The following is a 13,484-nucleotide window of genomic DNA, read 5'->3' as shown; positions in this document are numbered from 1 at the left end:
CTGAAGGAGTTGGCTGGTCTCCTTCCTCGTCTTGTAGATTCGAACGAATGGTGGGAATCAGTAACCTCACCGCAACTCACAGGTACCCCCGCTATCCCTCCGTCTCTCCCGCCAACCGGTCGGTCCCCCGATCGGTCCGGCCACCGATCCACCCGGTCCGCCCCCTCGAAGAACCGGTCCGTCCCCTCGGCCGGTCCACCCCACCGTCCGGCCGCCCCACCGACCGGCCGCCCCACCGAAGAACCGATTCGTCCCACCTACCGAAAGAACGGCGGCAACGAGATGCGGCTGCGCGCACTGCTGGACACCGAGGCGCTGGGCCTGCGGCTGCTCGGCGGCGAGGACGAACTGGACCGCGCGGTCCGTGGCGTCATGACCACCGATCTCCGCGACCCCAGCCGCTACCTCTCCGGCGGCGAGCTGGTCCTCACCGGTCTCGCCTGGCGCCGTGACGCCGCGGACTCGGAACCGTTCGTCCGGATCCTGGCGGGGGCCCAGGTCGCCGGACTCGCGGCGGGCGAGGCGGAACTCGGCGACATCCCCGAGGATCTGGTCGAGGCGTGCCGGCACCACCGTCTCCCACTCTTCGCCGTGAACGAGACCGTGGCATTTGCAACGATCACCGAGCACGTGGTGCGTCAGGTCTCCGGCGAGCGGGCCGGGGACCTCGCCGCGGTCGTCGACCGGCACCGCAGGCTGATGACCTCGGGCCCGGCGGGCGGCGGCCCGGAGGTGGTCCTGGACCTGCTCACCTCCGACCTGGACCTTCGCGCCTGGGTACTCTCCCCCACCGGCCGGCAGATCGCGGGGGCGGGTGAGCCGCTGCCCGCACGGACCGGGGCCGAACTGGCCGGACGGCATCTGGCCGCGACCCGCACCGGACGCCGGGCCCCACACCGTGCCACGCTGGACGGTACGACGTATTCGCTGTTCCCGATCCGGAACAGCGGCCGAGGTGCCCTGCCGGCGTCCCGCGATGTGCGCGAGTCGGTGCTCTCCGACTGGCTGCTGGCCGTCGAGGCCGACGCGGGCGACTGGCCGGCCGCCCGGCTCGATCTGCTCCAGGGCGTCACCCAGCTGATCGCCGTCGAACGCGACCGGCGCGACGCCGCCCGTACGGTACGCCGCAGGCTCGCCCAGGAGGTTCTGGAACTGGTCCAGGCGGGTGCGCCCCCGGCCGAGATCGCGGCCAGGCTGCGGGTCGCCGCGCCGGTCCTGCTGCCGGGCCTGGGGACCGCCCCGCACTGGCAGGTCGTGGTGGCCCGGGTCGACTGGACCGCCGAGGGCGGACCGACCGCTTCCGGATCCGCCGCGGACATCGCGGGCGGCCCTGTCGCCCAGGCGCTGCTGGAGGAGATCCTGGTGGACCCGGCGGTCAGCGGCCCGGACACCGCCGACCGGATCGCGGTCGCCCACACGGGTGACGAGGCCATCGCCCTCGTACCGCTGTCCTCGGCGAACCCGGCCGGACCGGACGCGGCCGGCGGTGCCGACGGTGCCGACGGGGAGAGGGGCGGCGCCGGTGGGACGCCGGAAGGGCACGGTCAGGCGCTGCACGCCGACGTGCTGCTGGCCGCCGTCCGCGATCCGCTCTCCGCCGGGCTCGCCGACGACGGCCGGCTGACACTGGGTGTCAGCGCGGCGGTGCACTCCGCCGAAGGTCTGCGCGGCGCCCTGGAGGAGGCCCGGCACGCCCGCCGGGTGGCGGCGGCCCGGCCCGGCCGGGTCTGCGCGGCCGGACACCACGAACTCGCTTCGCACGTACTGCTGTTGCCGTTCGTGCCCGACGACGTGCGCCGGGCCTTCACCGCCCGGCTGCTGGACCCGCTCCGCGACTACGACCGGCGCCACCGCGCCGAGCTGATCGAGACGCTGGAAGCGTTCCTGGACTGCGACGGTTCCTGGACCCGCTGCGCGGCCCGGCTGCACCTGCACGTCAACACGCTGCGCTACCGCGTCGGACGGATCGAGCAGTTGACGGGACGTGATCTTTCCCGCCTGGAGGACAAGCTCGATTTCTTCCTGGCCCTGCGTATGAGCTGATCTCCCGGGCCTCCCGGACCTCCAACAGGGCCCGGCCGATTGTGAATTATTTCACCTGACATCGGCCGGACCCCTTGGCCCGGCGTGCCAATCCGTGCTGAGATGCGCCCAGACTCAACAGCTCAATGGCGCGCTCGGGGAGGGCAATGTGGCGCATACCGCCATGTCTGGTTCCGGAACGACAGCAGATGACGATCCGCCGCTCCAGACAGCGGTATGGCGCCTGCGGTCACGCGCCTGCTGGACGGATGCGGCGGCGCTGCTCGAACCGCACGCGGTGACCGACCCGGCCGCCGCGCTCCAGCGCACTTCATTGCTGACCGAGCGATGTCTCTACACCGGCCAGGGCTGGACCGACGCGGAGGACGCGCTGCGCACCGCCGAGGCACTGGCCCGGAGCGACACGGAGCGCGGGGCGGCCGCCTGCGAACGCGGCTATCTCGCCTATGCCTCGACGCTCCTCGGGACGCGTGACCGGGCGGACGAGGCCAGTGTGGCACTGAGCAGGGCCGCCGCCCTGCTGGCGCCCGCCGCTCCGGGACGCCCGCTGCTGGATTTCCGCCGCGGGCTGATCGCCCAGAACATCGCCGACTCCCCGCAGTCCGCGCGGGCGGCGTACCGAAGGGCGCACGCCGGTGCCACGGCCCAGGGCGACGAGCTGCTGCTCTCGTTCACCTGGCGGCACCTCGCCTCGCTCGCGCTGCGCGAGGGCGAGCTGGCCGAGGCCCGGCACGGCTTCGCGGAGTCCCTGCGGATAAGGGAGGAGCTGGGCTATCTGGTGGGTACGGCCCCGGCGCTCATCTCCCTCGCGGACGCCGAACCGGAGCCGGAGGCGGCGCGGCTGCGGGCCGAGGCGGGCCGGCTCTTCCGGCTGCTCGGCGGCGTACCGACCTGGCTGGCACCGCGGCTGGAACCCCCTGCGCCGGAGACGGCCGGGGCGAACTGAGCCGACGCCGTGCGATCCGGTGGGCGGGGAACGTGCCGCCCGCCGGGATCAGCCGCCCGCACCCGCGAAGTGCTCCCGCACGAGGGACTGCACGACGGCGGTGTCCTGGGCGATGAGGGCGTCCAGCAGGGCGGTGTGTTCGGCGGCGTCGGCGAGCAGTTCGGCCCGGCGGGTGGCCGGGTGGCTCACCAGCGGCCACTGGGAACGCCGGTGCAGATCGTCCGCGACCGCGACCAGCTGCTCATTGCCGGAGAGCGCGAGGACCGCACGGTGGAAGGCCCGGTCGGTCTCGGCGTAGCTCGCCCGGTCGCCGACCGCCGCCGCCGCGACCGTCGCCTCCGCCAGCGGACGCAGCGCGCTCCAGCGGCCCGCCGGGACGGTGCGGGCCAGACGGAGCATCACCGGGACCTCGATCAGGGCCCGTACCTCGGCCAGCTCCGCCAGCTCGCGCGGTCCCCGTTCGCTGACGCGGAACCCGCGGTTCGGCACGACCTCGACGGCACCCTCGATCGCCAGCTGCTGCATCGCCTCGCGCACCGGGGTCGCGGAGACACCGAAACGGGCGCCGAGCGCGGGCGCCGAGTAGACCTGACCGGGTGCCAGCTCACCATCGACGAGGGCGGCGCGCAGGGCCTCCAGGATCTGGCCGCGCACGGAGTGCCGTTGCACGGCCCGCGCCACGGGCGGGGCAACCGGCGGCGCGGTGGGCGGGGCAGCGGGCGGACGGGCGGGAGGCCGCACGGCCAGGGGGGCGGGCGGCTCGCTGTGGGTGTGCTCGCCACGCGCCTGTTCGGGCACCCGGACGACCCGCAGGGCGTCCCCGTACGCGGCGGGCGTGCACGGCGGCCGTACGCCCTCGCGCGCTCTGCCCTGCTCCACCCGGACCTCCTCGGCCTGCCGCGGGCCCGGCTCGCGTGTGCCATGCCCCCTGTGCACGATAGGCGGAGGACGCCACAGTTCAAACATCGATCCCTCGGGTAAGGTAAGGCTTACCTGTAAACGATCGTGATTCGGTGGCCCGGCATGACCGTCTCCACTCTGCTCTCCAGCACCGCGGCGTCCCCTGTGACGGCCGCGTACGCACGCCTGACCGAGGTGTTCCCCGGACTGCGCGCCGAGCTGCTCGCGGAGGGCGTGGCGGCGCCTTCGGGAGCCGGATGGGTGGGTGCCGCCGAGCTGGCCCGGGGCGGCGCCGCCCTGGACACGTTCCTCGCCTGGGACGACGCCCAGGTGCTGCGGGACCACGGGCAGCGGGCCCGCCCCGACGTGGTGGCCAGCTTCGGGCTCCACCGCTACGCCTGGCCCGCCTGTCTGCTGGTCACGGTGCCGTGGTTCCTGCACCGCCGGGTACCTCGGATCCCCGTCGGGGATGTCGCCTTCCAGCGGGCACTCGGTCATTTCACCGTCCGGGTGCGGGAGTTCGCCTGCCTGCCGGACGACCCGGCGGCCGCACTGCCCGGCGCCCGGGTGGTCCCGGACGAGGCGGCGCTGCGGGCGGAGGTGCTGGACGCCGTGGCCGAGCACATCGGCCCGGTGCTGGAAGGGTTCGGGCCCCGGATGCGGCGCGGGAAGCGGGCACTGTGGGGCATGGCGACGGACGAGATCGTCGAGGGCCTCTGGTACATCGCCCATCTGCTCGGCGAGGAACGCCGTGCGATGGCCGAGCTCGAACTCCTGCTGCCGGGCACCACCAAGCCGTACGTCGGAAGCGCCGGATTCCGGGAGCTGACCGGACCGGACGGCGAATCGCTGCCGACCCGCGACCGGGCCAGCTGCTGCCTCTTCTACACCGTGCGCCCCGAGGACACCTGCGTCACCTGCCCGCGTACCTGCGATGCCGAGCGGGTACGGAAGCTCACGCCCGCCTCCTGATCCACACCGCCCGTCCGGATGACGCAATTCGAACGCAACCGGTCTTCTTCGTCAGGGCATTCGATCAGATTCCGTCCATACGTATGCTGTGTCACCCCAATAGCGTGCTCTTGTCCCGAAACCCCCTGACCGGGGTGGGATTTCCGTCACGATGGCGCCCGAAACGCCCTACGTGACGCAAGGGACCGCGCATGAGACTGACCGACATATCGCTTGACTGGCTGCTTCCGGGCGCCGTGCTGCTCGTGGGGGTCATGGCGGCGGTGACGGTGGTCGCGCGCGGCAAGCGCGCCGCTGGAAAGGCCGCGGCCGACGACAACTGGGAACGCAGCGAGGAACGCCGGAGGCGCAAGGAGGCGCTCTACGCGACCGCCTCGTACGTCCTGCTCTTCTGCTGCGCGGCGGTCGCCGCAGCCCTGTCCTTCCACGGGCTCGTCGGCTTCGGCCGGCAGAACCTCAACCTCACCGGGGGCTGGGAATACCTCGTCCCGTTCGGCCTCGACGGCGCCGCGATGTTCTGTTCGGTGCTGGCCGTCCGCGAGGCCAGCCACGGCGACGCGGCTCTCGGCTCCCGGCTGCTGGTGTGGACATTCGCCGGCGCCGCCGCCTGGTTCAACTGGGTGCACGCGCCGCGCGGCATGGACCACGCGGGCGCCCCGCACTTCTTCGCGGGGATGTCCCTCTCGGCGGCCGTGCTCTTCGACCGCGCGCTGAAGCAGACCCGCCGGGCCGCCCTGCGCGAACAGGGCCTGGTCCCCCGGCCGTTGCCGCAGATCCGGATCGTACGGTGGCTGCGGGCGCCCCGGGAGACCTTCGGCGCCTGGTCGCTGATGCTCCTCGAAGGCGTACGCACGCTGGACGAGGCCGTCGACGAGGTACGGGAGGACCGGCGGGAGAAGGAGCAGGACCGGCTCCGCCGCCGGGACCAGGAGAAGCTGGACCGGGCCCGTATCAAGGCGCTGAACCGGCAGAACCGGGCCTGGGGGCGCGGTGGCCGCGAGAGTGTCCGGGCGGCGGCGGACGTCCCGGCCATCGCACCGGCTTCGGGCTCCGCGCAGTCCGTCGCGGAGCCTGCCATAGCAGAGCCGGGTCAGCTGCCTTTGCGACCCCGGCCATCCCTGCAAGCCGTTCGCGGCCCGAAGCGGACCGCGAGCGGCTCGAACTCGAAGGATCCCGCCGCACCGCCCCCGGGGAATGACTCCCGGACCGTCGACCTCACCGCCGAGGACGACACCCAGGCCCTGCCCCGGCTCGACTCGCTGGAGCAGAAACTGAAGGACCTGGAGCAGCAGTTCGGCTGAGTACATGAGTGGGTGAACGAGTGAATCGGGTGGGTGATATTGAGTGGGTGACAAGGGATGAGTGGGTACGTGGGCGGGTAGACGAGGGGAATCACGCGTGGACGTGTTCCGTGCGTACGCCCGCCCATGTGCCCGCGGGCGCGGAGGGCGGGTCCCGCTCGCTCACGGAACGGTGAGGCGCCCGGTCAGGGCCTCCCCCCCCTCAGCTCGAACCAGACCACCTTGCCCAGCATCTGGGTATCCACACCCCAGGCATCGGCGAGGCTCCGCACCAGGATGAGGCCCCTGCCGTGCGTACCGTCGTCGGCGTTCGGTACGTACGGCGCGGGCAGGTCCGACATGAAGTCCCTGACTTCCACCCGGATGCTCCCGGGTCCCGCGGTGGCCGTGACCACCGCACCATGACGGGTGTGGATGAGTGCGTTGGTGACCAGCTCGCTCGTGAGCAGTTCCGCCTCGTCGATCCGCTCGGCCTCGGCGTGCCGCCCGAGGAATTCCCTCAATTCCCGGCGCACCTCCCCCACGGCGGATCTGTCCGTATGGCCGATTCTGCGGCGCATTCGGTCGGGCGGATTCCCCGCCCCGGCCCGTCGGCCATCCGGCTTCCGGTCCGCGGCATCCGTGGTTCTTCCCTGCCGCTTCGTCATTTCCCCCGCGCGCACTGTGAACCGACCTCCCCTGCTCCGGCAATTCCTCGAACAGCTTCACGGAATGCATGCCCCGCCCGAGCGTTGTCACGCTTGTCGATTCATCAACAAGGAACCGGAGGCCGCGCGGAGCCGCGCCGGTGAACGCGGTGGCGGCACCTCCTCACCGCGTCCACCGCCGGGAAACGTGTTCGTCATACAGACGCACCTGCGGTTAACTTCCGCAGAATTCACACGAGTTGGTGTTGACGGAGGCAGATCTACGCGCGTCATCATGGTGGGTATGCGAATCCCCCCACGGATCACCATGCTCGGCGGCACCGCCGCCCTCCTGTCCGTCCTCTTCGCCTCGGGTCCGGCTTCTGCGGACACCGCCGCACCCCCAGCCCCCACCACCACGCTCTCCACCTCCCCGTTCCTCACCGCCTCGTACGTCACCAACTCGTACGTCACCAACTCGTACGCCGCCTCCGCGCGATTCGCCCCCGCGCCCTTCGCCGCCGCCTCGGTCGGGAGCATCTGCTACTCGGATCTGCCGTCCCAGGCGCACGACACCCTCGATCTCATCGATGCGGGCGGCCCGTTCCCGTACGACCAGGACGGCACCGTCTTCCAGAACCGGGAAGGCATCCTGCCGGACCGGAGCACCGGGTACTACCACGAGTACACGGTCATCACCCCCGGCTCGCCCAACCGCGGCGCCCGGCGGATCGTGACGGGTGAGGAAGTCCAGGAGGACTACTACACCGCCGACCATTACGCGTCCTTCGACCTCGTCGACCACGACTGCTGATCCCGCACCCACCGGTCCGGTCCGCGCCGTCGCTCCCCCACCTGCGGCGCGGATCGGATCCCCGGCCCGGACCGGCCCCGCCCCGCCTCCGTGAGCCGGGGCGGAAGCAGGACGGAAACGGGCCAGAGACGGGGCAGAGACGGGGCGGGGCGGTGGCCGCTCCCGCAGCCACCGCCCCGCCCTTCACGCGTCGTTCAGCAGATCGGTCAGAACTGAGTCGCGACGGTGGCTCCGTCGAATCCCTTGACCGAGTAGAGGCTGATGAAGTGCCTTCCGGCGCTGGGGTTCTGGACGGTCAGGGTGTGCTCGTTCCCGTCCCCTGCGGCTCGGCTGGTGTAGTCGCCGGTCATCGCCCATTGGCTGGCGTTGTAGTAGAGATCGGCGTCACCGTTGCCGCCCGTCATCGTGATCTTCAGCTCAGTCGTGCCCGAAGGAATGTCGATGTAGTGGTAGGAGTAGTTGCCCTCGGTGGCCGAAAGGTTGCTGCGCTTGCAGTTCTTCGCCAGCTTCCTGACGTCGCTCTCGGTGCACTCGGGTCCCAGATCCACCGGCGGGTTCGTGAGAGTGCCGCACTTGCCGGCGGCACACGCCGTCAGCCAGGAGCTCCAGTCCGCGTCGTACCGATTGCCGATGGTCGAGGTGAGCAGAGTGCGGGCACTCTCCCAGTCGCCGCTGCGGTAGAGGCCCAGCAGCTGGTCGACGTCGCCGCGATGCGACTGGAGCATGTAACGGGCGGCCAGGTAACCCCAGTTGTAGATGCGGGTCTGGTCGGCGTTCTCGTAGGTGCTGTCGAAGAGCGAGCGCAGGGTGTAGGTACCCTTGCCGGCCTGGCTGATCGCAGCGTCATAGGTGACATTGCGGTACGAGTAGGAGATGTACTCCGCGAAGCCCTCGACCCACCAGATGGTCGGGGTCGTGAGACCCGCCTCGAAGTCGCCGTGCATGTTGAACCGGCCGTCGAGATAGTGCGTGTACTCGTGGTTGAGGTTCCAGATCTGGAATTCCGGCCTGACCCACTCCGCTTCGTAGGCGATGAACCGCGGCTGGTTGCCCTCGACGGACGGGTCGCCCTCCAGGTACATCCCGCCGTTGTTCGTGTTGATGCCGTAGATCGCGCCGGCGTAGGTCTGGTAATCGGTGCTGGAGTCGAAGACCACGACCTCGATCTTGTTGTTACGGTCGTCGGCGACCGGCCCCTTGTCCCGTGCGACGTCGTGGAAGTAGGCGTCCTGGTTGCGCAGGCTGGTGCAGCTCGCCTCCAGGTCGGTGGTCGAGATCTCCTGGGCCAGGATGTTGATGCTGTCACTGCACGTGTGCTTGACCGGCAGGACGGCTTCCTTGAGGCGGGCGGAGAGGTCGCAGGTGTCGTATGTGGAGCAGTTGGCCCGGTCGTAGTAGTCCGCCATCTCGGCCACACCGACCCAGAGCGCGGCGGTGGGTCCGGTGATGGAACTCTTCTTGAGCAGCGAGACGGCCAGGGGGCTCGCCTTGCCACGCAGCGACGGCTCCTGGAGGAAGCGGCCGAGCTCCCGGCCGGCGTTGGAGGCCAGGTAGGACCGCTCGGTGCCCAGCAGATCCAGGTGGTTCGCCGCGAAGTCGTGCAGCGCGTCGATCAGGCTGGGGTCGGCCTCGACCGCCGAGATGAACTCGGGCACCTGGTGACCGCGGAATGTCACGGTGTACACATTGTTGACAGCGTTGAGCATGTACCAGGAGCTGTTGTAGGAGGAGTCGTATCCCGCGAGCAGCCGCTTGACGACACTCAGGTACCGGGCGTTCTCCACGGCGCTGTCGATAAGGATGACCGCTTCGGACAGGGTCTCACCGTTGGCGTCGGTGACGTCCGAGGAGTGCGGGGAGGCGAAGAATCCGTCCAGGGCTCCCTGGATGGCGGAGCGGAGCGCGGGGCCGTAGGTACCGACCGTCGACGGGTCGTAGTACTGCACGAAGTAGCCGGCCCTGAGGAAGAGGACCAGTTGCGGCATTCCGGTGCTGCTGTCGCCGGGGTAGGCCGCCGTACGCGCACGCATGGCGTCGGCGATGGTGACCATCTGCGCCTCGCGGAAGACGTTATAGCCGTCCTGGCCCTTGACGGTGAACAGGGTGTTGACGCATTCGGTGGTCGACGAGATCACCTGCTGGACGAGCGCGTCACCGGTGCGGCCGGCGAAGTCGCTGACATTGCACGCCGCGGCGGCGGTGAGACCGCGCGACTTGGCCGCGAGGCGTGCCTTGTCGGACATCGAGGGGGCGCGGCGGCTCGGTGCGGCGGTCGCGGAGTCGTCGTAGTCCCGCTTGAGCGCGTCCTTGTCCGCGGACTGGGGCGCCCGGTCCGCGGGCTTGAGGGGCGCGGTGCCGACATGCTCCGGGTCCTCGGCGGCCGGGGCCGACGACCGCGCGGTGGGACCGTCCGGGTCCGGGGCACCGGTGGCCGGGGCGCCCGGCGCCTTCGCCTCGGACTTCGCCCCGGCAGCGAGGGCGAACGACGGCTGGGCGGACTGGGCCGGGCCGGCGAGCAGCCCCACACCCAGACAGGCCGCCAGTACCGCGGCTGAAACACCGGCGGATATCCGGGCTGGTGACCGGGTGGATGTCCCGGTTTCTCTCTGTCGAACCGATCGGTTCTTCACGTGCCGCCTCCCAGCGGAGTGGTGGCCGCGCCGGGGAACGCGCGGCCTGTGGAGGGTTGAGCAGGGTGGGGAAGCAATGGAGTTGACGGGCCCTACCGAATGGCATGAGCACGACTCCACGTCCCTGCGATCAGTACAATGGCACATGTCACATGTCCTTCGGAAGCCGTTGAACCCACATTCATTGCCCCGCAACTCAGCCGGGCGGCAGGCGAATCGGCCGGGCCCACGGCGGACGGCAGGGATGAGCACGGCGGGGCCGGTGCGAAGGGCACGGTCATGAGTCCGGTGGTCACGTGGCCGGCGATCGCCGCCCGTACCCGGCTCCGGCCCATCAGCCCGCCGGTCACCGCCCGCCAGTGGTCCCGGGAGAAGCCGGCCGGGCGGGACAGACCGGCTCCCGCCCCATCGGGTTGGATCACAGCGTCGCGTGACGCGACCGCGGCCACGGGCAAAGGGGAAGTCGGTTGTTCATGTTCGTCGTGCCGGCCCGCGCTCAGCCCCGTTCGAAGCTGTGGGAGCGGCCGATGACGGAGAACCCGCGGCGCTCGTACCAGTGCCGGGGCCAGTCCGCCGCGTCGGCGGTCAGGAAGCGGGTGGCGCAGCCCGTATCGGCCGCCAGGCGCAGGGCAGTGGTCAGGACCGCGTCGCCATGGCCACGGCCGAGGTGGGCGGACGCGGTGATCAGGTCCTCGATCTGGGCGATGCCGGTTGCCGGGTCCAGATAGAGGTCGGCCCATGAGGCGACCTCGCCCGCCCGGGTGCGGGCTCCGATGAAGTGGACCGTGTCGGCCCCCCGGTGGCGAGCCTGACGTCGGTCGACGAGGTGGCGTACGACCTCGTCGTCGACGTCCGGCAGGAAGCCCCGCCATCGCCGGGTGAGAGGGACACGCAGCGCGTCGAGGCCGACCTTCTCCGCGTTTCCACCGGCCGGTACCGGGCCCGTGTGCACCATGATCAGATAGGTGGAGTGGGTGTAGCCGGCCCGGATCAGCGGCTCCGCGCAGGCCTGCGCGACGCTGTCGTCGAGGACCGAGACCAGCCGGTGCGGCAGATGCCCGAGTGCCTCGTCCGTGAGGGCGGGCAGCGACTCGGCTTCGACAGCCGTGTCGATGACCACCTGGTTGTTCGCGCGGGAGTGTGCGTAGGCGTCGTCGTATGCGGCGAACCCGCCGGGAAGGTCGACGACCCGCGCGGCCTGACGGCGGGCGAAGGTCGACAAGAAGGAAATGATCGGCTGCAGCTCCGAGTTCGGCATGGCAGGAGCGTAGGGCGTAGGCGTCGGACGCCCAACAGCCCCTGCCCCTGCCCCTACCCCTGCCCCACCCTGCGGTGCGTGATGCGTTCGACGCCCTCGCCCTTGTCCGTCTCTCCGCCATCGGCCCACAGGGACCGGACATGTGACATATGAGCGAGCATGCAGGCCTCGGCGCGCTTCGCGTCTCCCGCGACGATCAGATCGAGCAGTTGGATGTGTTCCTCGGCGGAAGTGATCAACTGCCCTGTCTCTGCCAGCCGGTTGAGGCCGAAGAGTCGTGAGCGCTTGCGGAGGTTCCCGACCTCCTCGACCAGCCGGCGGTTGCCGGCCAGGGCGAGCAGCTCCAGATGGAAGCGCCGGTCGGCCTCCAGATAGCCGAGGATGTCGTGTTCGCGCGCGGCGTCGACGATCGCCAGCGCCAGCGGCCGCAGGGCCTCCAGCTGCCGGGTCTTCCCCAGCCCGGCGATCCGGCCGACGGTGGGAACCTCGATCATCGCCCGGAGTTCGGTGAAGTCGTCGAGGTCCTGCTCGGTCAACTCCGTGATCCGGAAACCCTTGTTGCGCACGGCCTCGACCAGACCTTCACGGGCCAGGTCGAGCATGGCCTCACGGACCGGGGTGGCGGAGACTCCGAACTCCGAGGCGAGCGCGGGCGCGGAGTAGATCATCCCCGGGCGCAGATCACCGGCGATGAGCGCCGCCCTCAACGCGTGGGCCACCCGGTCCCGCAGATGCTCCTGGGCCGAGATGGTGTTGAGGGATGAGAGGCGGGTCATGGTGTATTCCTCCAGCACCGAGCGGGGCCTCAGGATACAATGTCACGTTGCGCGCGTCCCCCTTTCGGCCGTCCACCGGACCTGCCGTGCGCCCCGCCCTGGGCTTCTCACAGCAGGAATCCTTCGGGGAACGGATCTGTCGGGTCCAGGAAGAACTGCGCCGTACCGGTGATCCAGGCCCGGCCCGTCACCGTGGGAACGACGGCCGGGGTACCGGAGACACTGGTCTCCTCCACGAGCCTTCCCGTGAACGAGGTACCGATGAAGGACTCGTTGACGAAGTCGGTGTTCAGGGGCAGTTCGCCCCGGGCGTGCAGCTGGGCCATGCGCGCGGAGGTACCGGTCCCACAGGGCGAACGGTCGAACCAGCCGGGGTGGATGGCCATCGCGTGCCGGGAGTGCGAGGCATCGGAGCCCGGGGCGAGCAGCTGGACGTGCTTGAGACCGCGGATGCCGGGGTCGGCCGGGTGGACGGGCGGGTCGGTGGCGTTGATCGCGTCCATCACGGCGAGCCCGGCCGCGAGGATGTCGTCCTTGCGTGCGCGGTCGAAGGGGAGCCCGAGGTCGGCCAACGGCAATATCGCGTAGAAGTTGCCGCCGAAGGCCAGGTCGTAGCGCACGGTGCCGTGGCCGGGGACGTCGACCTCGCGGTCGAGACCCGCGCTGAAGGCGGGCACGTTGGTGAAGGTCGCCGAGGTCGCCGCACCGTCCTCGACCCGGACCTCGACGCTGACCGGACCGGCGGGGGTGTCCAGCCTGACGACGGTGAGCGGTTCGGTGACGGCCACCATGCCGGTCTCGACGAGGACGGTGGCCACGCCGATGGTGCCGTGACCGCACATCGGCAGGGCGCCGGAGACCTCGATGTAGAGGACGCCGTAGTCGGCGTCCGGCCGGGTGGGGGGCTGGAGGATCGCGCCGCTCATGGCCGCGTGGCCTCGGGGCTCGTACATCAGCAGCGTACGCAGGTCGTCCTGGTGCTCCATGAAGTACCGTCGCCGCTCCGCCATCGTGGCGCCGGGAATGGTGCCGACCCCGCCGGTGATCACACGGGTGGGCATCCCTTCGGTGTGCGAGTCGACGGCGTGGAAGATACGGCGTGTACGCAAGGTTCCCCCTTGGACGGCCCCGTGGACGCGGGGCGGAGACGGGCACGGAGCGGCAGCAGGGCAGGGGCACGACGGCCGCGGGTATGGAGCATTCGCCGGTGCGGCGGTG

Annotated in this window: 11 protein-coding genes; 5 read left to right on the top strand and 6 right to left on the bottom strand. The window is 70.7% G+C overall.

Annotated elements, in window-relative coordinates:
• Positions 1 to 282 precede the first annotated feature (282 nt).
• Positions 283 to 2,043, top strand: a complete 1,761-nt coding sequence (locus OHA98_RS12290) for a PucR family transcriptional regulator (RefSeq protein ID WP_266925148.1) — start codon at positions 283 to 285, stop codon at positions 2,041 to 2,043.
• A gap of 163 nt (positions 2,044 to 2,206) precedes the next feature.
• Complete coding sequence (locus OHA98_RS12285) at positions 2,207 to 2,989, top strand: hypothetical protein (protein WP_266925146.1); 783 nt, start codon at positions 2,207 to 2,209, stop codon at positions 2,987 to 2,989.
• Positions 2,990 to 3,037: 48 nt separating this feature from the next.
• On the opposite strand, the gene OHA98_RS12280 is transcribed toward OHA98_RS12285, so the two are convergent.
• Positions 3,038 to 3,868 carry a GntR family transcriptional regulator gene (locus tag OHA98_RS12280; RefSeq protein WP_266925144.1) on the bottom strand — a complete coding sequence of 277 codons (831 nt, stop codon included), beginning with the start codon at positions 3,866 to 3,868 and terminating at the stop codon, positions 3,038 to 3,040.
• A gap of 144 nt (positions 3,869 to 4,012) precedes the next feature.
• Here OHA98_RS12280 and OHA98_RS12275 point away from each other — a divergent pair, with 144 nt between their 5' ends.
• Complete coding sequence (locus OHA98_RS12275) at positions 4,013 to 4,861, top strand: (2Fe-2S)-binding protein (protein ID WP_266925142.1); 849 nt, start codon at positions 4,013 to 4,015, stop codon at positions 4,859 to 4,861.
• Positions 4,862 to 5,052: 191 nt separating this feature from the next.
• Positions 5,053 to 6,162 (top strand): DUF2637 domain-containing protein, encoded by a 1,110-nt coding sequence (locus tag OHA98_RS12270; RefSeq protein ID WP_266925140.1) that lies wholly within the window; start codon positions 5,053 to 5,055, stop codon positions 6,160 to 6,162.
• Positions 6,163 to 6,347: 185 nt separating this feature from the next.
• Here OHA98_RS12270 and OHA98_RS12265 read toward each other — a convergent pair whose 3' ends face one another.
• A complete protein-coding gene (locus OHA98_RS12265; RefSeq protein ID WP_266927882.1) occupies positions 6,348 to 6,710 on the bottom strand; it encodes an ATP-binding protein in 363 nt (120 codons plus the stop codon).
• Between the two features lie 382 nt (positions 6,711 to 7,092).
• On the opposite strand from OHA98_RS12265, the gene OHA98_RS12260 reads away from it, so the two are divergent.
• Positions 7,093 to 7,602 (top strand): ribonuclease, encoded by a 510-nt coding sequence (locus OHA98_RS12260; protein WP_266925138.1) that lies wholly within the window; start codon positions 7,093 to 7,095, stop codon positions 7,600 to 7,602.
• 206 nt (positions 7,603 to 7,808) lie between these two features.
• Here the strand turns inward: OHA98_RS12260 and OHA98_RS12255 are convergent, their stop codons facing one another.
• The 4 genes from OHA98_RS12255 to OHA98_RS12240 form a co-directional block, all read right to left on the bottom strand.
• Positions 7,809 to 10,232, bottom strand: coding sequence for a M9 family metallopeptidase (locus OHA98_RS12255; protein ID WP_266925136.1), 2,424 nt, complete (start codon positions 10,230 to 10,232; stop codon positions 7,809 to 7,811).
• 496 nt (positions 10,233 to 10,728) lie between these two features.
• Entirely contained in the window at positions 10,729 to 11,490 is a 762-nt protein-coding gene (locus OHA98_RS12250; protein WP_266925134.1) for a GNAT family N-acetyltransferase, read from the bottom strand.
• A gap of 53 nt (positions 11,491 to 11,543) precedes the next feature.
• The gene (locus tag OHA98_RS12245; RefSeq protein ID WP_266925132.1) at positions 11,544 to 12,266 is read right to left on the bottom strand and encodes a GntR family transcriptional regulator; all 723 of its coding nucleotides are present in this window, start codon (positions 12,264 to 12,266) and stop codon (positions 11,544 to 11,546) included.
• A 107-nt stretch (positions 12,267 to 12,373) separates the two neighbouring features.
• Positions 12,374 to 13,375 (bottom strand): proline racemase family protein, encoded by a 1,002-nt coding sequence (locus tag OHA98_RS12240; protein WP_266925130.1) that lies wholly within the window; start codon positions 13,373 to 13,375, stop codon positions 12,374 to 12,376.
• Between the last annotated feature and the right edge of the window lie 109 nt (positions 13,376 to 13,484).

The sequence above is a fragment of the Streptomyces sp. NBC_00654 genome (assembly GCF_026341775.1).
In the GTDB taxonomy this organism is placed as follows: domain Bacteria; phylum Actinomycetota; class Actinomycetes; order Streptomycetales; family Streptomycetaceae; genus Streptomyces.
Note: the sequence above shows the minus strand (reverse complement) of the source record. Positions and strands in the feature narration are given on the sequence as shown.